The sequence below is a fragment of the Lysinibacillus sp. GW821-FHT14F06 genome (genome assembly GCF_058803665.1).
The window spans coordinates 72,859-98,083 of the sequence record NZ_JBXAPF010000019.1 but is presented as its reverse complement, the minus strand read 5'-3'; the positions used below and the strand labels follow the sequence as shown (position 1 = coordinate 98,083).

Below are 25,225 nucleotides of genomic sequence, written 5' to 3'. Positions count from 1 at the left end.
TTCAAAGCCGGTGAAATTTTACTGATCGTAAAATTTCACCGGCTTTTTAGTTTAGAGAAGGGTTTTGTCCCAGCCTCTTTAAAGTCGTTTATCCATTTAAATATGTTTGAGCTTAAAATAATCACTACAGTTAATCAATTACTTTCGTTAGCTTTTGAAGTGCTGGAAGTCTAACTGGCAAATCCGAGTTTTATCGTATAATTTAAATTTGTGTACTATCTTCTCTTATTCCCAATTAACAACGTGATTTGTGCCATGGTAAATGGTAATGAAGATTTCTTTCTATATGCGACATATTTCGGTACCCAAAAATCTGCATACTTTAATTTGAAGTTTTTTAATCCTTTAAAATGATAGAAGTGCTGTCCATGTAAAAATATTTGTGCAGCTATTTTCTCACTTAAAAAGGAATATCTAGACTGTCCGACATTTGATAAAGGCGACATTCCCATATTAAAGACACGATAGCCTTCTTCTTTTGCCCATTCAAATAATGATAGGAAAATGAAATCCATTGTCCCAGAAGGTGAACCCGGTTTAAAACGCATAAGATCTACTGAAACTCTTTCGCCATTATCGTACATTGGCATGATACTAGCAAAGCCAAACGTTTCTTCTTCTCCGCGTAAAACGGCAATGTTTGAGGTGCTCAAATAGTGTTCATCAAAAAAACCAAGTGAAAAACCTTTCTCCGCTCTCCCCTGCAACCATTTTGTTGATACCTCTTGCAATTCTTTCATGACTTCCTGAGAATATGGAGGGCTTAGTATTTCCACTATATATTTTTCACGTTCAAATTTATTTTTTATCGCTCGACTTCCCTTCATTTCTTTACCTGTAAATGTAAATTTATCTAAGTCTACAAAGGCTTCCTCACCGAGCTTAAAAAAGCTATACCCATACTCGTGTAAAGCAGAAAAAATTTTATTGTTAATTTCATAAAAGACTGGTGTATAACCGTGTTTATCAGCCAATTCCAAAAACTCTTGAATAGCAGGTAAAAAATCAGATTCATTTCCTACTGGGTCTCCAAGAACTATAATCTTATCCGCATAAATTTGATAAGAGAATAAAACCGTACCTTTTTTATTCCAATGTACAAATTTATCATGCAAAAAAATTAAATGTGAATACTCAGTCCCCTTATAAGTTATCAAATGATTTCTGATAGCATTCTCTTGCTCATTAGAAAAAAGCTTTATCATTTTCTTAGGTGCACGAATAAAATAACCTATATAAAAAATAGCAATGGCGATAAGAATGCCTATTATAGCACTATAAAAAAGGTCTTGATAATCGGTTATAATATAGTCCTGAAAAGTACTAGGAAAATGGATTTTGGCAGAAGGTAAATTTACATAACCAATCAACACATACATTGCTGTAATAATTGTTACTATTGCAAGATCAAGTATGACGATTCCCCATGTCAAGACATAGCTTTCTCGATAAAATTGCTTTTTGGACACCATTAATAACGCTGCAACAATCACTAAAAAAATCGCTTCCTCATAATCGAGACCCTTAAAAATAGAAAATAGTGCTGAACTACTTAGCACAACAACGGCAAGCTGGTATGCCCTCTTTACTTTATATTTTATCCCCCTACATAATCCTAAAAGTATAAAGCCCGCAGCCACCGTCATTTGATGAGAGACATTCATGACTGGTGAAGATAAAAATTCCTGGGCAATTTTTAGACGACTTAAAACCCCTGGCATTGCTGCAGATAGCAATAAAATAATGCCAGAGATAAACACCAATATTGTTAACAGCATGTGACTAAGCTTCTGAAAAATTATATTGGGTAAGTCATCCCAAGATTGATTCCAGCGTATCCAATATTCCTTAATAAATAAAAGAGAGGATACCAAAAATGGTAGCACGAAGTAGCCAACACGGTACAAAATTAATAGAAACAACACTTTTTCATCAGCGATTCCAATACTTTGTGTTCCCCATAAAAAAACGAGATCAAATGAGCCGACTCCACCAGGTATCATACTAACTATTCCTGCACTAGAAGCAATTAAAAATATGGGAATTAGTGCAGATAATTCTATTGGAATCTTTAAAATAAACGTAAATATCCAGATTACTAAAAATACAGCAAGCCACTCAGCTACTGAAGTAATCATCAACTGAAGTGATATTTTTGGCTTTAAAGAACTTTCTTTTTTATAACGAATAATATGCATAGCCAAAAAAGCTGGTGCATATAAGCTAACAAGAATAACTGCAATCGATAACCACCGTTCTTCTTTCAGTAAAGGGAAATCCCAAAAGAATATATACATAATCCAGGTTAGCAGCGAAATCCCTGTTAAATAAAACAGTGTTACCGAGGCAATATTTTTTAGCAAACCTTCCTTATCTTCTTTATATTTAGAATAGAAGTAATTACGTAAGAATATACCGACTAGACCACCAAAGCCAATAAGATTTGAAAATGTATTTACAACAAATGAATGATTAAGCAAATTACGTTTATTGATGTTGATTCCTAATATTTTTACTAAAATCACATCATAAAAAATCATCGGTGTAATTGCAAAAAAGGTGATGAGAAAAATCAATAAAAGCTCCCATAGCTGTAGCTCATTGACCTCTTTTCGCAGTAAATGAACATCAACCCCACTCACTGATTGTTGAATTTCATAAATAGCTATCGCCAAAAGTACTATTGGAAATAGAATCTTCAAAAATTTCAATAGTGCCTCTTTTCGAACGTTAAACATATGCTAAACCTACTCCCATAAGCTTTCTTAAATCTTTAAATTACCTTCACTAGAAATCAGTTCTATTTTTGAAGGTAAATGACTATTTCCCTATTGTAACGTATTCTTTGCTATATGTATCGTCAAAGCTAGGGTCTACTTATTCACACTAAGTGAATAGATTTAGCATAGCTCGCAACTTATATCTTGGAGGTTTACTACTCCATAGCCAAAAGAAAAAGGTCATTTTCATTCATCTATATTATAGAGAAATAAAAATGACCATATTTAATACGGACAAAAGTTATACAATTTTACCCAATTCATAAACAGCTTGTTCATGTCCAAATCTTTCTAATACCTGTACCTTGTACATCCCTACTTTTTCTAGTAAACGACAGGACGCAACGTTTGCTGTTTGTGTTTCTGCTACTAAGTACGGCAAACTCAGAACATTCAATCCATAATTTATTACATCTGTTAGTACCTCATATGCATATCCTTGCCCCCAATACTGTGGTAAAAATTGATATGAAAGCTCATATGCCTCTTTATCATGATATTCATCTATTGAGACAAGCCCTATGAATTCATCCGTTGTCCTTAACGAAATATAAAAATATGTATTGGGAAATGGGGCTTCTAACATTCCTCTAAACGAAGCTTCGATGTAGCTTTCTTTTGGGACGCCCCCTAGATAGGCTCTGACATTTACATTTGAATAGAGTGCATTTATTGCATAATAGTGTTCTAGCTTTAAATGCTCAATTTTACAGTTTTTTGTAAACCTTTTCATTTCATAATCTCCCTTGTTTTTATCAAAGTTTAATACAACCATTAAAGGGAAATCAATTAATATTTAACATAATATGGACAAAAAATAATTTAACTAACAATCTATCTTCATTAAATATAATAACGATGAATAGGACGTCCTACGCTTCCATATTGTATATCTACTTTTAATAGATTTTGCTTTTCTAAGAAGTCTAGATAGCGTCTTGCGGTAACTCGTGCTGTACCTATATAAGTAGATACCTCCTCCGCTGATACTGCTCCACCACTTTCTTGAATATACGCAAGCACCTTATCTAAGGTAGCTCGATTAAACCCTTTTGGCAGCTCTTCTATAATAATTGTATCCATTCCTGTTGAAACTGCAGCTTGTTCAGGAAGACGTTGTTGCATTAAATGATCGACATCATGTTGGGTTAAATCCTGCATACCGCTTATTTTCTTTCTGTAGTTTTGATAATTTTTTAAGGTCTGCTCAATTCTCTCAAACGTAAAAGGTTTCATAATATAATCATAGACACCTAAGTGTAAAATACGCTGCACAGTGGGCATATCGTTCGCAGCAGTTACAGCAATTACATCAACAGGAAGATGCTCCTCTCGAATTTTCCCTAGCGTAATAATGCCATCTTGCTCTGGCATAAAAATATCCATAAAGACAAGCTCTGGAGTTAATTGTCTAATCTTTTGAATTCCCTCAATACCATTGCTAGCATAGCCAACTAATGAAAAACCCTTGATTTGCTCAATAAATTGTCTGTTCACTTCTCGTACCATTGGATCATCTTCAATTAGTAAGACATTTATTACATCCATCTATTCTTCTCCTAACTCAAATAAGATTAAGAAACTTGTTCCTTTCATAAATTCACTCACTACTTCAATATCTCCATTACCTTTTCTTACAATTTCATGGATTAAATGCAAGCCAATGCCCCGATTTTCGCTAGCCTTAGTCGAAAATCCATTTTCAAACATACGAGCCTGCACCTCTTTTGCCATTCCAATCCCATTATCAAAAACTCCTATCGCTAATACACCATCATGCTCATCTACAGAGATAGCGACATATTTATCATCCTTTGAAAGGACATTTAAAGCCTCAAAGGCATTTTCGATTAAATTTCCGAGTAGAACAACAAAGTCATGATGATCTAAAAGAGGGGGAAAGCGTTTAAAATGACTTTTCCGATCAATCTCAACTTCAATTCCTAGTTCTTTGCCATAACTTACCTTACTTAATAATAGACCTGAAATATTTTCATTATGAAAGCGTTCATTTAAAAACTTCGTTAAAGAAGCTTCATTTTCAGTAGTGGCTGTAACATATTCAAGTGCTTGCTTTGTATGTCCCAATTGCAGAAGTCCTGCAATCGTATGAAGCTTATTTTTATGCTCATGGGTTTGTACACGTAGTGCTTGAACAAAGGCTTTTACACCTGTGACCTCCTCCGCGAGCTTTTTCACGGCTGTTAAATCCTTAAACATGGCAACTGCACCAACTAGCTCGTTATTCACAATAATTGGTACACGATTGCTTAATATACTATGATGATTAATGTAAAGCTCCTGATCATAAACAGGTGTTGCAGTTTCAACAATCTCAGGCAGACGAGTATCAGGCAAAACATCATAAATCTTTTGACCAATACAGTCCTCTATATTCCTAGTAACGCCTAATATGTCAGCTGCCTTTTCATTAAAAATGGTAATATTCATTTCCTTATCAACAGCTATTATTCCCTCATGCATCGCATTAAAGGTTTCTGTTCTTTCCACATACATCTTGGCAATTTCATGAGGTTCAAGCCCAAACATTTGTTTTTTTATATGTCGCCCAAGTGTATATGCGCCCAAAACGCTGAAAATCAGCGATATAACAATCGTTATAAAAATTTCTTGCTCATAACTTTGTAGCATTTCTAGGAGCGTTGGTAATGAATAGCCAACTACCACAATGCCTACCTGTTCCTTTTTGTCATTGATAATCGGAACAAAAGCCCGTATCATGACACCTGATTCTCCACGTGCTTTCGATACATAATAATGCTCACTAAATGCTGCATTCAGATCCTGCGACTCACTTCGTCGTCCTAATTCCTTACTTACTGGATGGGATAGTTTAATACGCTCCATATTCATCACAACAATATACTCTGCCTTATTAATCACCCTAATACCATCTACAATTTTATTGATATTTTTAGCGGCTTCTTTCAAATTGTCATTTTTCAAATGCACACTCAGCTCTGGTACATTTGAAACAGTTCGAGCAACAAGCATTGCACGCTGACCAAAATCTTTTTCCTGCTCAGATAATAAGTTACCGAGTACAAAAATACCACCTAGTAAAAAGGAGAGTGCAATGATTAAAAATGTCACTAACAGAATCTTGCCGTTTACAGGCATTTTCATCATTAAAAAATCCTTCCTTTCAAATCTGCATTCTCATAATCAGTAGCACACCATATTGATGATATGTTTTTAAGATTATCTGCAAAAAATTCTTTTGACAACTCCTTTAGTCGACATAAGTAGGAGAAAATATTGAACTTAATGAACAATATTACAAATAATTGATATAAAACAAATTTATTTATCACTTTATATTTTTGTATTATAACAATAATTAATTAACAATAGCGTACCATAACAGTGAAAGATATTGAAAACTCTACATTTATATGTGAATGTAAACAAATGTACTTAATGAACGATATGTTTCTTATTTTCTAAATCTCTTTTTTTAAAAAGTATTCGCTATGATATTTCTAGTGAAAACGATATCAAAAAGAAAATTTAGAAAAGAGGTAGCATAAAATGAAATTACTGAAAAATTTGACTGTTCAGGTTATAGTGGCTATCATCCTTGGGATAATTGTTGGAGCAATTTTCCCTGAGTTTGGTGCCAGCTTAAAAATCCTAGCAGATCTATTCATTAAATTAATTAAAATGTTAATTGCCCCAATCATCTTCTTAACAGTGGTTATTGGAATCGGCAGTATGGGAGATATGAAAAAGGTTGGGAAAATTGGAGGTAAGGCATTACTTTACTTTGAAATAGTATCCACAATTGCCCTAGCAATCGGAATTGCTGTTGCTTTAATCGTTAGTCCTGGTACAGGTCTGGATACATCAGGTGCATCTGAAGCTGATATTTCCAAATATACAACTGCTGCGGCTGAAACTGAGCAAGGCTTGGGTGCATTCATTTCTAGTATTATTCCAGAAAATGTTGTAGGTGCACTGGCAACTGGTCAATTATTACCTGTTCTATTCTCTGCTATTTTATTTGGTTTAGCTGCTGCCTCGATTGGTGCACCTGCAAAACCAGTCATCACATTCTTTGAGCAAGTTGCAGAGATTTTCTTCAAAATTGTAAGTATGGTTATGAAAATATCACCAATCGGAGCATTTGGTGCAATGGCTTATACGATTGGAAATTTTGGTTTAAAATCACTAGGTAACCTAGGTCTATTAATGGCTGCCGTGTATATTACAATGTTTTTATTTGTTGTCTTTATTTTAGGATCCATTGCAAAATTCTTTGGATTTAACATCTTTAAATTTATCGCATACATCAAAGATGAGATTTTCTTAGTTATTGGTACATCCTCCTCTGAATCAGCCTTGCCATCTATGATGCGAAAGCTTGAAAATTTTGGTTGTTCGAAACAGGTTGTAGGTTTAGTCGTTCCTACTGGTTACTCCTTCAATCTTGATGGGACTTCCATCTATCTATCAATGGCTGCATTGTTTATTGCACAAGCATATGGAATGGAACTCACTTGGATACAAATCATTACACTACTTGGGATTTTAATGATTACTTCTAAGGGCGCAGCGGGTGTAACAGGTTCAGGTTTTATCACATTAGCAGCGACTTTAGCTGCCTTCCCAATGATTCCAGTGGAAGGAATCGCGCTTTTAATCGGTGTTGATCGTTTTATGTCTGAGGCTCGTGCTGTAACAAATTTAATTGGTAATGGTGTAGCCTGTGTTGTAGTGTCAAAATCTGAAAAAGAGTTTGATGTAACTATGCAAGAACGTGCACTTCAAGGAAAGGCCACTATTGTATCCTAAAAAACAGGGTAGTGACGACAGCCATTGCTGTATCACTACCCTCGTTATTTTCCATATTGTTCAAGTAAAAGCTGCGTGCTTGTGGATTGTTCAAGTGCTTTCTTCTCTTTTGCCCAGTATATTAAATATTGCTGATCCCCCACATGAAAAACCATTTGTTGGAGTTCTTCGCTTAGCTCAGAGCTAATGGCTACCTTGAGAATATCTACTTCATATAGCATTTTATCTTTTATCTTGTAAGCAATCCGATAGGCTGGTTTCTCTTCAAAGATGGCTCTTTCTTTGCTGCTCAAATTTCTAACATGACTTAGCGGATACTTTTCACGATTAGTTTCTGCATCCTCACCAGTTAAGCGAATGATCGATTGCTCTTCTTTAAATAGCTCGATGCTATCGATTTGTGCTGCTTGATCCAAAATTGCTGAAATAGCTGCTTCCTTATTTTTTTCTCGAAACTGCATGGTAAACGCAACAGCTAGTATAATTGCTGCGAAAACGACTAATCTCCATCTACGTTTGTTCATTGGATACTACCCATTCAATGCCTTTTTCACAAAGCGGTTAATGTCTACATCAGCCCCAATGACCAACATAATATCACCTAGTAAAATTTTGTCACTAGCCTGTGGTGATACAATAATATCTGCACCACGTTTGATACCGACAATGTTAATACCATACTTTGCACGAATATCTAAATCGATAATGGAGTAGCCTGCAATTGCATCATTTGCCTTTAACTCCATAATCGAATGTTCATCCGAAAGCTCCAAATAATCAAGAACTGTATTGGACAGCATATTATTGGCAATACGAATACCCATATCACGTTCAGGGTGAACAACAAAATCAGCACCAATTTTGCGTAGCACCTTTTCATGATAATCATTTTGGGCTTTGACCGTAATTTGCTGCACACCTATTTCCTTTAAAATAATAGTTGTTAAAATACTGGCCTGAATATCTTCACCGATCGCAACGATTACATGCTCAAAATTACGAATACCTAATGAATTTAGGACCGATTCATCTGTCGAATCTGCGATAACAGCCTGAGTCGCAATAGAAGCAAATTCATCCACACGCTCCGAAGAATGATCAATCGCCATAACTTGTGCACCCTGACTCATCAGCTCGCGAACAATACTTCCTCCAAAACGCCCAAGTCCAATGACAGCAAACTCTTTTTTCATCATAAAAAACCCCTCCGAAAACTACTATATCATTATTTTAACGTATTTTCGGTTATATGTATCGTCAAAGAAAGTCTCAATTCGTCAATAGCGGAGGTATTTGGTTTAAAATGGTAAAATTTAATTATTGTTTTAATTAATTTTCGCTCAGGTAATGCACTTTTTGCTCTGTTGCATATCATTTTGATCAGGAAGGTACTATTTTTGATCAGCTTAGTCATTTTCCGCGCTGGTTAACCCTCTTTTTGATCAGTTTCAGCTATTTTCCGCTCTGGTCTACTCTCTTTTTGATCAGCCCCAGCTCTTTTTCGCTCTGGTCTATCCTCTTTCTGATCAGCTCCAGCCTTTTTCCGCTCTGGTCTACTCTCTTTTTGATCAGCCCCAGCTCTTTTTCGCTCTAGTCTACCCTCTTTCTGATCAGTCCCAGCACTATTCCGCTCTGGTCTACTCTCTTTCTGATCAGCTTCAGCCATTTTTCTCCCAGGTCTAAACTCTTTTTGATCAGCTCAAACTATTTTCTGCTCTGGTCAAATCTTTTTTCTAATCGGCCTCATCATTTTTTCAATCAAATCACAAACTAATTTATGTCTAATCATCCACATCCACATAACTTTTTCAAAAAAAATGCAAAAAAGACGAGAATATAAATTATCCTCGTCTTTTCACCGTGCTCTTATTCAGCATTGCGCATTTCATCTAACACACGATTCACACGTTTTTCTAGCATTTTCATACCACTGCCACCAGCTTGCATATGACGAAGCTGGCCATCTTTATCAAACACAAAATACGCAGGTACATATTGATTTTCAAAAGCATCTGTTAGCTTCATTTCACTATCTACAAAGATTGGTTGTACAATATCATGCTCTGCCGCTACTGCTTTAATTGTGTCTAAATCAGTATCTGCCTCTGAGCGTGGCATATGTACTGCTACAACATTTAGCTCATCTTTGAATTGATCGCGGAAATTATTTACATCTGGCATTGCTTCCTTACATAGATGGCAGCTAACTGACCAAAAATGAATTAATGTTGGCTTTTCACCTACTAGATCTGCTTTTGTTACTTCACCATTTAACCAAGTTGTGGCGCCTACTAATTCCGGCATTTGTTCACGAAGTTTCATAACTATATCCTCCTCTACCTCTTTTAAGTTTAAAAATCCCCACAAACGTGTCGTGGGGACTCTTATGATTAAATTCAGAGTTGATAATTGACTCTATTTAAATTATAGAGTTGCTTGACCTGGACGCCAGTTTGCTGGGCAAAGACCGCCAGTTTGTAAAGCTTGAAGTACACGCAAAGTTTCATCTACATCACGGCCGATGTTGTTATCGAAAATTGTTTGGTATTTTAATTCGCCTTCTGGGTTGATGATGAATAGACCGCGTAGTGCAATACCTTCTTCTTCAATTAATACACCATACTCTTTTGAAATTTGGTGATTTGTATCAGCAGCTAATGGATACTTTAATTCACCAAGACCATTTTGAGTGCGGTCTGTGTTAATCCATGCTAAGTGTGTGTGGATTGTATCTGTAGACACACCGATTACTTCTGCATCTAAGTCTTCGAACTCGTCGTAACGATCGCTCATTGCAGTGATTTCAGTTGGACATACAAAAGTGAAGTCCATTGGATAGAAGAAAAGAACAGTCCATTTGTCTTGTCCTTTAATGTCTTCTAATGATACTTTGCCAAAAGATTTGTCTGGAAGTACTGCTTCCATTGTAAAGTCAGGTGCTTGTTTACCTACCATGCGTTCTGCCATAATAAATCCCTCCGATTAAATATGTAGTGTATATATTCCATTCGCACTAGCGAACTCGTCTTCTACGATAGCAGAGTAATCGTAGTTTTTCAAACAAGTAAACTTCGTTAAAGGACATGTTTCAAATTATCTGACAAATTTATGTCAAATCCCTAAATGGAATAGCAGCTACAGCCTATTTATTAGCTATTTTTAACAATTTTATTCTAGAATAAACAAACTTTTTCTTCTTGCAAATTATGTTAAATTTCTAAAAATTTTTTCTTCTTTTTTTTCAATTAAAACAATTGCATATCTTAAAATTTTATGTATAATTGTAATGGTTTTAGTAAACTAAAAGTTTTGTTAAAGTAAACTTCATATTTCGAAAGTTTATGATTGCTAAACTTCTTCTAGGAGGGAAAAGATGCAAATAGGAGCAAAAATTAAAGCGCTTCGTTTAAAAAAAGGTCTTACCCAAGAGGAGCTTGGAGAACGTACAGATTTAAGTAAAGGTTATATTTCCCAATTAGAACGTGATTTAAATTCACCTTCTATAGAAACACTCTTTTCGATATTAGAAGTGTTAGGGTCCACACCTAAGGAATTTTTTGATGATGAATCACCTGAACAAAAGGTTGTATATACAGAAGAAGATCAATCTACCTATACAGATGAAGAAAAAAAATATGAAATTCAATGGCTAATACCAACATCAAATGAAAAAGAAATGGAGCCTATTTTCCTAACTCTTGCTGCTGAAGGGGAATTTAAACAATTTGAACCCTCACTCTCCGAAACCTTTATTTATGTAGTGAAAGGGCGTATTCGTCTCGTTTTGGGAAATGAACAGTATATCGCTAGTGAAGGCAATGCTCTCTATTTTGATGCGACAGATCATCATCAAATTTTTAATGCACATGCTGCTGAAACAAAGATTTTGCTTGTCGCAACGGATTCATACTTATAGCTAAGGAGGCGCATCTATGACAACGAATTCAATTATCCGCTTTGAAAATGTTTCAAAGTCTTATAATGACGGCACGGTCGTCCTAAAAAATATTAATCTAGAGCTAGAAAAAGGGAAATTTTACACATTACTAGGTCCTTCTGGTTGTGGTAAAACAACCATTTTACGAATTATTGCTGGTTTCACTGAACCGTCTACAGGAAATGTTTATTTTCACGATAAGAAAATCAACTCAGTGCAAGCAAATGAACGTCAAGTAAATACAGTCTTTCAGGATTATGCACTGTTTCCTCATTTAAATGTCTTTGAAAATGTTGCATTTGGACTACGTATAAAAAAACTGCCTGAAAACGAAATTAAAGAACGTGTGGCTGAGGCATTAAAATTTGTCAACCTTGCTGGATACGGAAGCCGTGAAATTTCTGAAATGTCAGGTGGTCAGCGTCAGCGTGTAGCAATTGCTCGTGCGATTGTGAATGATCCAGAAGTAATTTTATTAGATGAGCCTCTCTCAGCGTTAGATTTAAAGCTACGTACTGAGATGCAATATGAGCTTCGAGAATTACAGCAACGTCTTGGCAAAACGTTCGTCTTCGTGACACATGATCAAGAAGAAGCTCTTGCTATGAGTGATGAAATATTTGTGCTAAGTGAAGGCCAAATTCAACAATCAGGTACACCTGTTGATATTTATGATGAGCCCATTAACCGCTTCGTAGCTGACTTTATAGGAGAATCAAATATTGTCCCTGGTGTAATGATTGAAGATTTCAAGGTAGAATTTGCTGGCAAAATATTCGAATGTGTAGACCAAGGGATGAAGCCAAATGAAAAAGTCGATATTGTTATTCGTCCAGAGGATTTAGAAATGACTACTATTGATAAAGGTAAACTTATCGTTAAAGTGGATACACAATTATTCCGTGGTGTGCATTATGAATTATCCACGTATGATAAGGATGGCAATGAGTGGCTTGTCCATTCTTTGAAAAAAGCTGAGGTAGGGACAGAAATTGGCTTAGATTTTGATTCAGAAGCCATTCATGTTATGCGCTTAAATGAAACCGAAGAAGAGTTTGACAAACGTTTAGAAGCATATGGAGATGAAGACGATGCAAGCTAAAACATCGAAATCAGCCTTATTTCCATACGTTTTATGGATTGCATTTTTCGTTATCGCTCCAATTGCACTGGTCGTGTACTATTCCCTACTAGATATACATGGCAATTTCACGTTTGATAACTATAAGGCATTCTTTACTTCTGTTTATTTAAAAATGACATTAAGCTCATTCTGGTATGCGTTTTTAATTACCTTCTTTACGTTACTAGTTGCGTATCCAACAGCCTATTTTTTAACAAAAACTAAGTATAAGCAGCTTTGGCTACTGCTAATTATTATTCCTTCTTGGATTAATCTTTTGTTAAAAACATATGCTTTTATCGGAATTTTTGGCTTGTACGGTCCGTTAAATGCATTTATTGAAGTATTTGGCTTTGATCCAAAGCAAATGCTATTTACAGATATTAGCTTTGTATTTGTATCAGTGTATATTTTTATACCTTTTATGATTTTACCGATCTTTAATTCTTTAGATCGTTTAAATCCTACTCTTATCTATGCAGCACGTGATTTAGGTGCATCTGCCTTTACAACATTCCGTCGCGTTGTACTGCCTCTGACTATGGATGGGGTTAAATCGGGAATCCAGGTTGTATTTATTCCTGCATTATCTCTGTTTATGATTACACGTTTAATTGCTGGAAACCGTGTGATTACGCTCGGTACAGCTATTGAACAACAGTTCTTAGTGACTCAAAACTGGGGGATGGGCTCAACCATTGCGGTATTCCTAATTTTATTCATGGTCATTATTATGCTTATTACAGGACAAAAGGATAAAGGAGGCCGCGTATGATGAATAAATTATCTGCTTCCGCAAAAGTGTATTTAGCACTTGTTTTTATCGTTTTGTATGCACCTATCTTTTACTTAATTTTTTATTCTTTTAACAGTGGCGGCTCCATGAATAATTTTGAATCCTTTACGCTCGAACATTATAAAGCTGTATTTGAGGACTCCCGTCTGCTAGTTATTTTAATTAATACGGTCATCGTAGCTCTACTTTCTGCTTTAATTTCAACAATTATTGGTACATTAGGTGCAATTGGCATTGTTACGGTGAAAGATGCAAAAATGCGTAATACATTACTGTCCTTAAACAATGTATTGATTGTAAGTCCCGATGTTATTATTGGTGCGAGCTTTTTAATTTTGTTCACGATGGTTGGTATTAAATTAGGCTTTGCTTCAGTATTATTAGCACATGTAGCTTTTAGTGTACCAATTGTTGTACTGATGGTTTTACCAAAGCTGTTAGAAATGAATACATCATTAATTGATGCTGCATTAGATTTAGGCGCATCAAAAAAAGATGTGATGATGCGTGTCATTTTACCGTATATTCAGCCTGGGATCTTTGCAGGGTTCTTTCTTGCCCTTACGTATTCTTTAGATGACTTTGCGGTAACATTTTTCGTAACTGGCAATGGCTTCAGTACATTATCTGTGGAAATTTACTCTATGGCACGTGCTGGTATTTCCTTAACGGTAAATGCTATTTCTGGCTTAGTATTCTTCGTTACAGTGATTGTCGTAGTTGGCTATTACTTCATCACAAGTCGTGCTAGTAAAAGAACGGAGGGACATCAATGAAGCAATTAATCCAAGCTACAATTGCGATTCTTGTCGTGTCCGCCCTATTATTCTACGCTGCTGATGCCTTGAGTGCTGGCGGTGGAAAAAGTGGGAAAAACACGTTAACGATCTTTAACTGGGGAGAATATATAGACCCTGATTTACTAAAGCAATTTGAAAAAGAAACAGGTATTCATGTAATATATGAGACGTTTGATTCCAATGAAGCCATGATGACAAAAATTCAACAGGGTGGAACGGCTTATGATATTGCTGTACCTTCTGAATATATGATTGAAAAAATGAAGGAAGAAAATTTATTGATTCCTTTAGATAAATCAAAAATTCCTAATTTAAAAAACATCGACCCTTACTTCTTGGATCTACCATTCGATGATGACAATAAATATTCTGTACCTTATTTTTGGGGAACAGTAGGTATTGTCTATAATCCAAGCCTTGTTGGTGATTTAGATTTCTCTTCATGGGATGATTTGTGGGACCCTTCCTTAAAACGAAAAGTCTTTTTAGTGGATGGTGCTCGTGAGGTAATCGGGATGGGCTTAAATAGCCTTGGATATTCGCTGAATTCATTGGATAACCACGAACTACGTAAAGCCACAGACAAATTAATCACACTTGCCCCAAATGTTAAGGCTATCATTGGTGATGAAATTACTCCGTTAATGATCAATAATGAGGCAACTGTAGCCCTCACTTGGTCTGGGCAGGCAGCAGACATGATGTCAGAAAATGAGGAACTAGACTTTGCAGTTCCTGAGGAAGGCTCAAACTTGTGGTTTGATAATATGGTCATCCCGAAAACATCTAAAAATATTGAGGGTGCTCATGCTTTCATTAATTTTATGCTAAAAGCTGAATCTGGTGCACAAAACGCTGATTATGTTGGCTACTCTACCCCTAACATTGCAGCCATGAAATTAATGGATAAGGAAGTTGTATCTGATGAACGCTATTATCCTTCTGAAGAGCAACGAGAAACATTAGAAGTATATAAAAACTTAGGCCCTGATTACTTAGGCAAATACAATGAATTATTTTTAGAATTTAAAATGAGTATTCGATAGATAATAAAAGTGATGAAAAACAAAATTGTTTTTCATCACTTTTTTTGTTGAAGGAAAGAAGAAGCATTTTTTATCGAGGAAGCCATGTTGATGATTGAATACATCTGCTTTATCAGTATTTTGTATTACCTCTTGGTTAATATTTAGCTTAGAAATTGAAAGATATTATAAATTAATTAATTTCATATTATAAATCAATGAATGAACCTTACCTACCATCATAGTATTCCCTTTATTTCAATTTGTTTACAATTTATAATAGTATTAAAGAGGTCATTATAAACTTTTTCCTAGAAAGGGTTAAACTATGAGTAATAAAAGAAAAATACTATTTTTGCAATTAATATTTCTATTAGCCCACTTCTTTTTAATATTCGTTATGTCGAATCCCTATATCGGTATAGATGTGCAGTATAATAAAAATGGTAAAATCATGATTTCCAATATCTATAAAAATGATGGCTGGGCACGCTATACCAATCTCGCTATCGGTGATGCCATTTTAGAAGTAGATGATATTGATGTGACAATGTTCAATAAGCATTTCAAACACAATAATTGCTTTGTTCATGGTTCTAAAATAAAAATTATAAGAAACCAAGAAATACATTACATACAAGCACCACCTGATTCTCTGAAAGACACTTTTCAGGAAATCATAATTCCAAGTTTATTTTCTCTAACTGTTTTTATTCTGACTCTATTTATTTACCAACAAAATAATAAAGTTGCATTTTATCTAGCAGGATTCCTATTGTCGATGTCTCTTAGTTTTTTTGTTTCGACTGAATCTGGAAGAGGAGATATTGTATCAAGCTTCTTAATTAGTACATTTTTTCCATTATGTTCTCTTTTTTTAATACAGTTCTTTCATATACTGTTATTAGAAAAAGGAATTATCAAAAACAAATGGTTAACCTTCTTTAAAATAAATAGATTCTTTTATTTTATAATTATTTTTTTAAAATTATCGACACTTTTTTTAGACTATAATTTTGGAGCTATCAACACCATACTAATTTTAAGTTATTTTTGCCTCAATACTTGTTTTTCTATTTTGCTACTGATTTATTTTTACTTGACTACTAAAAGCACATATCATGAAGTTTTTTTTAAATGGTTAATATTAATTCATGTTTGTGCATTTATACCTTTTATTTTTTTACACGCTGTTCCATTTATCTTTAAACTGCCTTATATACAAGATGATTTAGCAACTTTTACCTTGTTTATTATCCCTATTGGGTATACTTATATTGTGTTGACTAATCGCTTAATAGATATTAATTTTATTTTAAAACAAATTCCATATTATACATTTTTAACATTTATCCCCACATTGATTTTGATGATTTTCGTTATTAGTGAAAGATTCTACATAGATAATATCGTTTTGTATTCTTTCATTTTATTTTTCATCATTCTTACTATCAATATTGTGACATTATTTTTAAAAGAAAAACTAGATTTTCTTTTAAAAGATAGTTTTCTTTATCATCAGTCCATTTTTTCTAATAATTTAAATGAATTTTCACAAGAACTAGCTTCTGTTATGAAAGAAGATGATTTAGAAGACTTATTACTTCATCAAATCAAAGAAACATTAGATCCTAAAGTTTTACTATTGATACGAATAAATCATAAAAACAATGAGTACCAATGCTTTGATTACATCCAAAATAATACAGAAAGCATACTTGCAGATTCTATTAAACTTAAGCTCAAAAACAATCATACAGATATATTAATTGACCATCCTAATTATCTTGGAATTCAGCTTTATGAACATCATCACATAGGTACGTATATTTGGATTAGCAAAAAAAGAAATAATACTACGTTCAATTTGCATGAAAAAATGTGGTTAATAAATATTGTTAAATATGTAAGATTAGTCTATGAAAATTTAAATATAGTAAAAAATATTATTGCAACTATCGAAAATAGAGACACGACCAATCAACAATCATCAAACACCCTTACTCGATTTTTATTGCAATTAAGTGAACAGGAACGTAAACGATTGGCTTCAGATTTACATGATTCTGCTTTACAAGATCAAACAATTTGGTATCAGAAATTAAATCAACTTATACAAAATTCAAACACTTTACAGAAGGAAGACTTAGAAACATTAAATAAAATCAAGAATGGTTTATTGGATGTTATTAAACAAATTAGAGACACCTGTAGTGAGTTACGTCCCAACTTTTTGCTAAATACTAATTTTACTGCATCTTTAGAGGATCTTTGTAAAAAGAAACAAGCGAAAGCTAGTTTTAGCCTACGATATGATTTTCAACTTTCTAACTACGCTAATAATCATAATTTAACAATTTCTATCTACCGTGTACTTCAAGAACTGCTTACCAATGCTGAAAAGCATTCTGATGCCACATTAGTATCCATAGAAATGTGGGAGGATGATCATTATATTTACTTAGATTATAAGGATAATGGTGTAGGGATGGACAATGTAAGTGAGCAGTATAATGAAGATCATATCGGATTAATCGGTATAAAAGAACGTATTCATATTTTAGACGGAGAAATTGAATTTATTACGGAACTTACTCAAGGATTACAAATTTTAATAACAATTCCGAGGTGAGAACATTGATTCAGCTATTAATTGTAGACGACCATCCAATGGTTGGTCTCGGTACTAAAAATATACTAGAGGAAGTAACAGATTACCATATTACTTATCTATCAAATTGGCAGCAGGTCATACAAGACATAAAGAAAAAATCATTTGATCTTTATTTATTGGATATTAATATGCCTAACTGCTCTGGCATCGAATTATCCAAAAAAATCTTACTTACTCATTCGGATGCTAAAATCATACTTTATACAGGATTTGATTATTCCTGTCAGTTGAACACTCTAATCGAGTTGGGAATTTGCGGTATTATAAGCAAATCTGCATCCTATCAGGAATTAATGATAAATATACAAGCTGTACTAAATGGCTATGTAATGATTCCAAGGGAAATGTTGATACGTTCGTTACCATCTAACATATCCCAAGGTTTATTAGTCGCTGAGCAACAACAAGAATTTTCACAAAAGGAGATGGAAATTTTGGAGAGTTTAGCAAAAGGGGCCAGTAATAAAGAAATTGCAGATGAACTTTTTATGAGCATTCGTGCCGTTGAATACAATTTAACTAAAATATATAAAAAGTTATGTGTAAATTCTCGTTCTGAGGCAGTTGCAAAAATTTTAAACAATAGTCGTACTCAATTTTAATAATGACTTTTAGTTTCAAGAGATGGAGGGATTATATTGAAGGCATATCAGAACATGAATTTACAGGAAGAATTAATCACATTAGCAAATCAAATAATTGAAAAGTCATTTTCCGATGTCTATTTGCAACAGCTTGCTCAAAGCTATGTAAATTTTAAATTTCAACAAAGTTTAAATTTCGCCCTATTAACTGAACTTCATTATTCCATCTTCAGAGAGCAACAGAATTTAGAAGAAAAAAGAGAATTACAAGTCATTGTAGAATTCATCATATTAGCAGCAGATATATTAGATGATATACAGGACGAGGATGTATTGATTTATCCTTGGTCAAACGTTAATTTAGGGGAAAATTTAAATATTATTATCGGGTTTTTACTAACCGCCCTCCATAAAGTTACACTATTAAATTGTAGTGATGAAGCTAAAAATTTTATCAGTCAACAAATTCAACTATTATTGCTCCAATCAATCAATGGACAACAAAAGGATATGCACAACTGTATTTCTAATGAATCTGAATATTTGGAGATGGTTAGCCTAAAATCTGGCTCTCTTATGCAACTTGCTTGTATTTTAGGAGCTGGGAATGTTCTACCAGAAACATTGCAAAAGATTAAAACATATGCAAATTATTTAGGTATAGTAGCTCAAATTCGTAACGATGTACATGATGTTTTAACAGATCACACTATAAATGATTTACATATTAAAAAGGTCGCTTTACCCATTCTCTACTATTTGTACATAGAGGATAGTAATTTTCAACCGATTAAAAATTACTATCACAGCAAAACCCAATATATGCATTTAACAGAATCTGAAAAAGCAAATTTAATGGACATCGTTCGCAATGGTGGAGCTATTCCATACTGTCATACTCTAGAAAAAATATACATCTATAAATTCCAAGTTTGTATTAATGATTTGAATCTCACTAGTATAGCTCGTGAGCAGCTATTAAATATAGATATTTAAAACATGAAAAGGATAAACTCGCTTCGAATCGAAAGCGAGTTTATCCTTTTCACTGATCCCTCAATATATCTAATTTTTTATTTATTTTCTTCCTTTTTTTATTAAACAACATCTCTTTCAGCTTACTATCCGTATTATTATATTTCTTAAATAAATCATCTGGGTTATCAAATATTCCCAAATCATCTGTTATGGAAAAGCTTTGGACATATACACTTTCACCAGTCCAACAGAGATTTATATTATCTTTATCCTTAACTGAAATTCCATAACCGATAAATCCCTCATTAAAGCTACATAGTCGATTTTTCACTTGCTTTAAATAGGAATCATCTATAATTACCCCTTCTAGCACAATCCAGTCATCATGTAATTGAACCTCCGTCCAAGCATGAACAATTTTACTAGGTGCTAATAGATAAGTGATGCCAGTCAAAGCTCCCTTTTGCATTTTTTTATCAATCAGGAATCCATGTATTCTACAAGGAATCCCAACTGCTCTAAGTAAAGCCATTAAAAGCGTACTTTTTGTATTACATTGCCCATATCCATCACGTAATACTTCAGAAGCGGGTATATCATCTGTCCGATTATAGCCAAACTTAATTTCATTTCTTACAAAATCATAAATGTCTTTAATTCGATCCTCATAGGCTAAGTCACTCCATCCTCTATGTTTAACTAATTGCTGGAGCGCTTCGTCTTGAAAATTTAGCATGGCTGTCGGTTCCAAATATTTCATCATCAGTATTCACCCTTTTCTCCCTCTCTTAATTACCTTATATTACTATTATATCTATTATTATCTATTTTCACTAGAGTGTCTTATGACTATTGTTCTTTAATCATGCAACGTATGTATTAAATAGATTAGTAATTAGAGAAGATATACATTTGAATCGGTAGGGATTTTTTACCCTACCGATTACTAGTTCATACTTTACCCTTCAACATGCTTCTTTCTTAAAAAAATTAAGGATAAACTAAAAAGGCATGTTAACAATAATCCACACCAAAATGCTTTTGTCATTGCCTCAACAATATATCCTTGCGCATCATTTCGGATATTGCTTTGGATAGCTTTAACTTCCTTTTCTATATTTTCAATTTCAGCATTTACCATAGCAGTTATTTTCTTTTCTATATCTGGTGAAGCATTGACCTCCACAGTTTTAGGCATTTGTTTTAATGCTTCTTCCATTTTCATCGCAATAAATTGATCAGACATTTCCTTGGAGACCTTAAAATCCTCTACCTTCTGCTCTCCTTCAAAAAAGCTATCTTTTTTTCCCTTTAAATTATCAATAGCTATCGTCTTAACAGCATCAGGTATTTCGCTATTTTCAAAGCGTTCTACACCATCATCCACTATATCGTTTGCATATTGATTTAAAAAACTTAAAGTAATAGAAACAAATAAAGATACACCAAGGGCACCTCCAAGGTTTCGTGCTGTCGCAAATATACCTGATCCCAAAGAGACATGCTTTTCTGAAACAGAAACCGTGCACACCGTTACACTTGTAACCATTATAATCCCTAATCCAGTTCCTAATAAGGACATCATCGTAATAAGCATAGGAAATTCAGTATCCGGTGTTAATTTTAAGAGGAAAATAAAACCTGAAACAGTAAAAACATATCCAAAAAGCATTGGAACTTGATAGCCAATTTTGTCAATTATTCTCCCTACAATCGGTGCTACGATTAACATTACTGCCGATAAAGGTGTAATAAGAAATGATGCATAAAGAGTCGTAAAATCCTTTACCTGTGTCAGATAAACAGGTAACAAAATTAAAGTACCCATTAACAAAATGCCACCTAAAAAATTCGAGAGAATGCCACCTAAATAATGTTTATTGTTAAATATTGAAAAATCCACTAATGGCACCTTAGCCCGTTTTTCTATAAAGATAAATAATAGAGTGGCTATGATACTAATTGAAAAATAAATATATATTGTCGTGGAAGTCCATCCTAATTTTTCACCCTGTAATATCGCATAAGTTAAAAAATAGAGCGCAACACTAACGACTAACATGCCTAGAACATCTAATTTAAATGGAGATTTGATATCTTTAAATCCTTTAAAAGCTAATAGGATGAATGGAAAGGCTACAATAATAATTGGAACATTGATATAAAAGATCCATCGCCAATTAACAAAATCTGTCACTACACCACCAAGACTAGGACCAATGGCTACAGCTAGTGCACCAACAGCCCCCCATATCCCCATGGCAAGCCCCATTTTTTCTGCTGGTACAGCTGTCCTCACTAGCATCATACTAGTAGGTATAATCATTGCCCCTCCAATTCCTTGTAAAACTCTAGCTGCAATTAAAACTTCTACGGTAGGGGCCATTCCACATAATAATGAGCTTATGGCAAATATAATTACGCCAATAAGAAAAATTTTCCTCCTACCAAAAAAATCTGCAATTTTTCCTAAAGTAATTAATAGAATAGCGAGCGTTAGCACAAAAGAATTGATAATCCAAGATGCTACACTTAAATTAATTTTATAATCATTCATAATATTTGGAAGTGAAATATTAACTACAGTGCTGTCTAAAAAAACTAAAAATAAACCAAGGCTTACCGCTAATACTTGCTTCATACCCCCGTATATAGGCTCATTTTGATTTGTCATTGTCAACCCTCTTTCATCTGTTCCATGAATTTATAATTGAGTCGGGACATCCAATACAATTTTCCCAATCAATTCCTTTAGAACATCTGGCGTCGGTCCCATGACTGTTCCTGCCATACTATCCCGAATATACCTCTCCATTGGTGTATTAGCAGAGTAGGCATGCCCTCCACAAACTTTTAAGCCTAATTCTGCCACCTGTAATACCGTTTGACAGGCCATTACCTTAACCTCTAATGTACTAACCATATCAACTTCCTTGTTCTCCATCCGTTGAACAAATACATTTAACGCAGTCTCAGCCTGATCGCATAGTACTTTTATTTCTCCGATCATTTGCTGAATACTTTGAAAATCAGAAAGATTTGTATTGATATGTGTATAAAATCGTTTCTTCACATAATTAACTGATTCATTGTATATTGCCTTGGCGATGCCAATATTGACAGCTGAAATACCAATTTGCCCCATTGGAAGCAGGGCCTCACGAGTAATTTTAAAGCCCTCACCCTCTTCACCAATAAGCATCTGTTTATTTAAATAGGTATCTATATTTAATGGTGCACTTTGATTCCCTCTTAAGCCCATACCTTCCCATTTTCCACCGACTTCAATGCCATTATATTCGCTAGCTACAGCAAAAAAATTACTTTGCATTGAATTCTTTGCGAACGTTGCTTTTGAGTTAATGACATAAACATCTGCATCTCCCGCACTAGTCACCATAATTTTATTGGTCTTTAATCGAAGCCCTTTGTCGGTTTCCTTTACCTGACTAACTGGTAAGAAAAAATAACAGCCAGAACCAGCTTCACTTAATGCAATTGTAGTCAGACATTGACCTTTACCAATATTACTTAAAATATTTTTTATATAGTCATTTTCTTTTCCATACAATAATATAGAAACTGCTGACATATGTTGCACATAGACAAGTGCTGTAGAAGCACAAGCCTGAGCCAGCCTAATAACCGTTTCTTTATAGAGTGATAATGGAGCCTCCAATCCTCCAAACTGCTGAGGAATAATTAAGCCTAAAAAGCCACCCCGTCCAAGCTCAGTAATATTTTCTCTCGGAAACTCTCGTTCTCTATCAATTCGTGCAGCATTTGGAGCAACAAAATCAACAATAATATCATCCAATTTCGTCAAAAGATCTTGCGTAAAATTCTTTTCTTGTATTGTACTCAATTTATTGCCTCCTCTTTTAATAGTATTGGTGAAAATCTCGCATCATCGCATAATGAATCCACTTCAAATGGTATGCTTTCATTTAGTTTCTTCATATCCTGAACAACTATATTTCCATAAATAACAAGATCACCCATTTTCTCTCGACCATCTCTTGAAATTTTAATGGTTGTATCCTCAAATCGATTCCATCGTTCTCTTGGCTCAATTGTGATACCTCTATCACATAAATGCTGACATTTTCCAATTTGCTCTGCATGAAGTCTAAGTGTATGACAGGATCTAGAGGTAGACACCAATGGGTAATTTAAAAAACCATTTACTTTAATTCCTTCATCTCTAAGCAATTGCACAGAGTTCTTCATAAAAATATTTACATCTACATCTATTTCCGTTACACCATTCTCTTTTATTAAGCTAATCATAGGTGGATTAGCAATATTCAATTGTAAAAATTGTTCCTTCGTCGCTTGATCCTCATATTGCAAAATATCTTCATACCATGGGCAGTTCCCATAGCTAAAAATTAGTTGCCTTCCTAATGATAAAGAGATATTTGGGGGTAATGGCTGTTGAGCTAAATAACGCATTGTCCCCCAATCATTCACAATTAAATTTAGCTCATAATGAAAAAAACGTGTCATTTCAGCAATAAACTTTTTCATCGATGCTTCAAATAAAATAGGAATTTCAATTTTTACTCTTTTTTTGCGTTCCAATAAAAATTGTATATGCTGATCCTCAAGACCAACCATTTTATAGTGGCAGCCTGAATGTCCTAAGGAAACAATTTGATAACCATCCAATACTTCATCCGTTAATGTATATAAATAATCATGATGAATTCTTAGCTCTTTTACTGGCGTTTTCAATTATGCATCACCTAAATGTATGTTTTTGTAATTGCAGTTGGTTTATAAGTACATCTACATTTTTCACAGAAGCGTGGCACCCATTTCATAACCCACATGAGCTGTTCCTGCTCCGTTATTTTCATCTTTTGTTCTATTGATAAGCCTGAAAGACCCATTTCTCGCCATTCATTAAACATATTCACAACCATCGCTAATGTCACTGGATTAGGGGCCTCTCTTCCAAGAAATTTTATGGCTGTAACACCAGCAGAAACCAAATCTTCTAGATTACACAAACTACAATCTGTTGCACTATCTAAAAAATGATGCTGATTACTGTTTGTGTTTAGTGAAGATAAAACTCGATATAAAGTTCTGATCCCTTCCCCAATTTCAAGATTATTTGGGCTTTCCCATAAACGACAGCTTCCAGCCATACTACCAGTGCCAAAATTCCCTGTAATCATCAGCTCCACATCTAAATCTTGAAGTTCATGAATCTCTTCTAATGTCATTGATTGGGACAATGTTATCCTTTTGACACCTGATTCCTTCAATAGTTCGGCTCCGTATTTATTTACTGGTGCTAATTGTGAGCCTGAAATAATTTGTATGTCCTTTTCCAAAGGATTAAGTAGATGGCAGGATTGCATGGAAGATATTGTAATAGCATCTACACCTTTTTCAAGCGCTTTATAAACATGCTTTTGATAGTCTTTTTCAAAGCCAGTAGGGATGTATGAGGTATTGGCCATGAATATAACTTTAAGATTGTTCGCTTTTGCTAAAGCAATTATGCTGTCTACTTCCTCCCAATCTGAAAAGTGGGCAGGATAATCTGCAACAGTTTTAAATTTATTATCAAATGATAGTTGTTGAAAAAGCGGAGTTGAAACGCCAAAATATATTTCATTTGCACCAGCCTCTATCATTTCTTCCATCATAAATTTTGATCGTACAGGTGCCACAATTTTTAAATTCTCCACCTTACTGA

23 protein-coding genes are annotated in these 25,225 nt (G+C 34.2%); 9 read left to right on the top strand and 14 right to left on the bottom strand.

Annotated features, from left to right (window positions below; genetic code table 11):
* Nucleotides 1-215: 215 nt before the first annotated feature.
* From mprF to AC1RNS_RS16830, 4 genes are all read right to left on the bottom strand, one after another.
* Nucleotides 216-2,738 carry a bifunctional lysylphosphatidylglycerol flippase/synthetase MprF gene (mprF, locus tag AC1RNS_RS16845; RefSeq protein WP_492994313.1) on the bottom strand — a complete coding sequence of 841 codons (2,523 nt, stop codon included), beginning with the start codon at nt 2,736-2,738 and terminating at the stop codon, nt 216-218.
* Between the two features lie 283 nt (nt 2,739-3,021).
* Nucleotides 3,022-3,513, bottom strand: a complete 492-nt coding sequence (locus tag AC1RNS_RS16840) for a GNAT family N-acetyltransferase (RefSeq protein ID WP_492994311.1) — start codon at nt 3,511-3,513, stop codon at nt 3,022-3,024.
* Between the two features lie 110 nt (nt 3,514-3,623).
* Nucleotides 3,624-4,328, bottom strand: coding sequence for a response regulator (locus AC1RNS_RS16835; RefSeq protein ID WP_492994309.1), 705 nt, complete (start codon nt 4,326-4,328; stop codon nt 3,624-3,626).
* Complete coding sequence (locus AC1RNS_RS16830) at nt 4,329-5,930, bottom strand: ATP-binding protein (protein WP_492994307.1); 1,602 nt, start codon at nt 5,928-5,930, stop codon at nt 4,329-4,331.
* Between the two features lie 402 nt (nt 5,931-6,332).
* Between AC1RNS_RS16830 and AC1RNS_RS16825 the strand changes: the two genes are divergently transcribed.
* Nucleotides 6,333-7,595, top strand: coding sequence for a dicarboxylate/amino acid:cation symporter (locus AC1RNS_RS16825; protein ID WP_492994306.1), 1,263 nt, complete (start codon nt 6,333-6,335; stop codon nt 7,593-7,595).
* Between the two features lie 44 nt (nt 7,596-7,639).
* Here the strand turns inward: AC1RNS_RS16825 and AC1RNS_RS16820 are convergent, their stop codons facing one another.
* From AC1RNS_RS16820 to AC1RNS_RS16800, 5 genes are all read right to left on the bottom strand, one after another.
* On the bottom strand, nt 7,640-8,119 hold the full coding sequence (locus AC1RNS_RS16820; protein ID WP_492994305.1) for a hypothetical protein: 480 nt from the start codon (nt 8,117-8,119) through the stop codon (nt 7,640-7,642).
* Nucleotides 8,120-8,125: 6 nt separating this feature from the next.
* Nucleotides 8,126-8,788, bottom strand: a complete 663-nt coding sequence (locus tag AC1RNS_RS16815; RefSeq protein WP_492994320.1) for a potassium channel family protein — start codon at nt 8,786-8,788, stop codon at nt 8,126-8,128.
* Between the two features lie 233 nt (nt 8,789-9,021).
* Nucleotides 9,022-9,261, bottom strand: a complete 240-nt coding sequence (locus AC1RNS_RS16810) for a hypothetical protein (RefSeq protein ID WP_492994304.1) — start codon at nt 9,259-9,261, stop codon at nt 9,022-9,024.
* Nucleotides 9,262-9,461: 200 nt separating this feature from the next.
* Nucleotides 9,462-9,917, bottom strand: a complete 456-nt coding sequence (locus tag AC1RNS_RS16805; protein WP_492994303.1) for a TlpA family protein disulfide reductase — start codon at nt 9,915-9,917, stop codon at nt 9,462-9,464.
* A 102-nt stretch (nt 9,918-10,019) separates the two neighbouring features.
* Complete coding sequence (locus AC1RNS_RS16800; RefSeq protein WP_492994301.1) at nt 10,020-10,562, bottom strand: peroxiredoxin; 543 nt, start codon at nt 10,560-10,562, stop codon at nt 10,020-10,022.
* 406 nt (nt 10,563-10,968) lie between these two features.
* On the opposite strand from AC1RNS_RS16800, the gene AC1RNS_RS16795 reads away from it, so the two are divergent.
* The 8 genes from AC1RNS_RS16795 (at nt 10,969) to AC1RNS_RS16760 (ending at nt 19,530) form a co-directional block, all read left to right on the top strand.
* On the top strand, nt 10,969-11,511 hold the full coding sequence (locus tag AC1RNS_RS16795; RefSeq protein ID WP_429980490.1) for a helix-turn-helix domain-containing protein: 543 nt from the start codon (nt 10,969-10,971) through the stop codon (nt 11,509-11,511).
* Between the two features lie 16 nt (nt 11,512-11,527).
* Nucleotides 11,528-12,634: an ABC transporter ATP-binding protein gene (locus AC1RNS_RS16790; RefSeq protein WP_492994299.1), complete on the top strand. Its 1,107-nt coding sequence runs from the start codon at nt 11,528-11,530 to the stop codon at nt 12,632-12,634.
* On the top strand, nt 12,624-13,430 hold the full coding sequence (locus AC1RNS_RS16785; RefSeq protein ID WP_492994298.1) for an ABC transporter permease: 807 nt from the start codon (nt 12,624-12,626) through the stop codon (nt 13,428-13,430). Before AC1RNS_RS16790 ends, AC1RNS_RS16785 begins: the two co-directional genes overlap by 11 nt.
* Nucleotides 13,430-14,227 (top strand): ABC transporter permease, encoded by a 798-nt coding sequence (locus AC1RNS_RS16780; protein WP_492994319.1) that lies wholly within the window; start codon nt 13,430-13,432, stop codon nt 14,225-14,227. Before AC1RNS_RS16785 ends, AC1RNS_RS16780 begins: the two co-directional genes overlap by 1 nt.
* Entirely contained in the window at nt 14,224-15,297 is a 1,074-nt protein-coding gene (locus tag AC1RNS_RS16775; protein WP_492994296.1) for an ABC transporter substrate-binding protein, read from the top strand. The genes AC1RNS_RS16780 and AC1RNS_RS16775 overlap by 4 nt, the downstream gene beginning before the upstream one ends.
* 307 nt (nt 15,298-15,604) lie before the next feature.
* Nucleotides 15,605-17,908, top strand: a complete 2,304-nt coding sequence (locus tag AC1RNS_RS16770; RefSeq protein WP_492994294.1) for a sensor histidine kinase — start codon at nt 15,605-15,607, stop codon at nt 17,906-17,908.
* Between the two features lie 5 nt (nt 17,909-17,913).
* Nucleotides 17,914-18,552 carry a response regulator gene (locus AC1RNS_RS16765; RefSeq protein WP_492994293.1) on the top strand — a complete coding sequence of 213 codons (639 nt, stop codon included), beginning with the start codon at nt 17,914-17,916 and terminating at the stop codon, nt 18,550-18,552.
* 36 nt (nt 18,553-18,588) lie between these two features.
* Entirely contained in the window at nt 18,589-19,530 is a 942-nt protein-coding gene (locus AC1RNS_RS16760) for a polyprenyl synthetase family protein (protein WP_492994292.1), read from the top strand.
* Nucleotides 19,531-19,579: 49 nt separating this feature from the next.
* On the opposite strand, the gene AC1RNS_RS16755 is transcribed toward AC1RNS_RS16760, so the two are convergent.
* The 5 genes from AC1RNS_RS16755 to AC1RNS_RS16735 form a co-directional block, all read right to left on the bottom strand.
* A complete protein-coding gene (locus tag AC1RNS_RS16755) occupies nt 19,580-20,275 on the bottom strand; it encodes a transglutaminase-like domain-containing protein (protein WP_492994291.1) in 696 nt (231 codons plus the stop codon).
* Nucleotides 20,276-20,470: 195 nt separating this feature from the next.
* Nucleotides 20,471-22,186 carry an MFS transporter gene (locus tag AC1RNS_RS16750; protein WP_492994290.1) on the bottom strand — a complete coding sequence of 572 codons (1,716 nt, stop codon included), beginning with the start codon at nt 22,184-22,186 and terminating at the stop codon, nt 20,471-20,473.
* A gap of 30 nt (nt 22,187-22,216) precedes the next feature.
* Nucleotides 22,217-23,377, bottom strand: coding sequence for an acyl-CoA dehydrogenase family protein (locus AC1RNS_RS16745; protein WP_492994289.1), 1,161 nt, complete (start codon nt 23,375-23,377; stop codon nt 22,217-22,219).
* Entirely contained in the window at nt 23,374-24,249 is an 876-nt protein-coding gene (locus tag AC1RNS_RS16740; protein ID WP_492994287.1) for a hypothetical protein, read from the bottom strand. The genes AC1RNS_RS16745 and AC1RNS_RS16740 overlap by 4 nt, the downstream gene beginning before the upstream one ends.
* 11 nt (nt 24,250-24,260) lie before the next feature.
* Nucleotides 24,261-25,217 (bottom strand): peptidase U32 family protein, encoded by a 957-nt coding sequence (locus tag AC1RNS_RS16735; protein WP_492994286.1) that lies wholly within the window; start codon nt 25,215-25,217, stop codon nt 24,261-24,263.
* Between the last annotated feature and the right edge of the window lie 8 nt (nt 25,218-25,225).

Bases quoted from the DNA above. Each gene is read 5' to 3' on its own strand.
- AC1RNS_RS16835 (WP_492994309.1), bottom strand. From the start codon at position 4,328: ATGGATGTAATAAATGTCTTACTAATTGAAGATGATCCAATGGTACGA.
- mprF (WP_492994313.1), bottom strand. From the start codon at position 2,738: ATGTTTAACGTTCGAAAAGAGGCACTATTGAAATTTTTGAAGATTCTA.
- AC1RNS_RS16750 (WP_492994290.1), bottom strand. From the start codon at position 22,186: ATGACAAATCAAAATGAGCCTATATACGGGGGTATGAAGCAAGTATTA.
- AC1RNS_RS16815 (WP_492994320.1), bottom strand. From the start codon at position 8,788: ATGAAAAAAGAGTTTGCTGTCATTGGACTTGGGCGTTTTGGAGGAAGT.
- AC1RNS_RS16775 (WP_492994296.1), top strand. From the start codon at position 14,224: ATGAAGCAATTAATCCAAGCTACAATTGCGATTCTTGTCGTGTCCGCC.
- AC1RNS_RS16785 (WP_492994298.1), top strand. From the start codon at position 12,624: ATGCAAGCTAAAACATCGAAATCAGCCTTATTTCCATACGTTTTATGG.
- AC1RNS_RS16840 (WP_492994311.1), bottom strand. From the start codon at position 3,513: ATGAAAAGGTTTACAAAAAACTGTAAAATTGAGCATTTAAAGCTAGAA.
- AC1RNS_RS16770 (WP_492994294.1), top strand. From the start codon at position 15,605: ATGAGTAATAAAAGAAAAATACTATTTTTGCAATTAATATTTCTATTA.
- AC1RNS_RS16780 (WP_492994319.1), top strand. From the start codon at position 13,430: ATGAATAAATTATCTGCTTCCGCAAAAGTGTATTTAGCACTTGTTTTT.
- AC1RNS_RS16755 (WP_492994291.1), bottom strand. From the start codon at position 20,275: ATGATGAAATATTTGGAACCGACAGCCATGCTAAATTTTCAAGACGAA.
- AC1RNS_RS16820 (WP_492994305.1), bottom strand. From the start codon at position 8,119: ATGAACAAACGTAGATGGAGATTAGTCGTTTTCGCAGCAATTATACTA.
- AC1RNS_RS16795 (WP_429980490.1), top strand. From the start codon at position 10,969: ATGCAAATAGGAGCAAAAATTAAAGCGCTTCGTTTAAAAAAAGGTCTT.
- AC1RNS_RS16830 (WP_492994307.1), bottom strand. From the start codon at position 5,930: ATGATGAAAATGCCTGTAAACGGCAAGATTCTGTTAGTGACATTTTTA.
- AC1RNS_RS16800 (WP_492994301.1), bottom strand. From the start codon at position 10,562: ATGGCAGAACGCATGGTAGGTAAACAAGCACCTGACTTTACAATGGAA.
- AC1RNS_RS16790 (WP_492994299.1), top strand. From the start codon at position 11,528: ATGACAACGAATTCAATTATCCGCTTTGAAAATGTTTCAAAGTCTTAT.
- AC1RNS_RS16810 (WP_492994304.1), bottom strand. From the start codon at position 9,261: ATGGCTGAAGCTGATCAGAAAGAGAGTAGACCAGAGCGGAATAGTGCT.
- AC1RNS_RS16825 (WP_492994306.1), top strand. From the start codon at position 6,333: ATGAAATTACTGAAAAATTTGACTGTTCAGGTTATAGTGGCTATCATC.
- AC1RNS_RS16805 (WP_492994303.1), bottom strand. From the start codon at position 9,917: ATGAAACTTCGTGAACAAATGCCGGAATTAGTAGGCGCCACAACTTGG.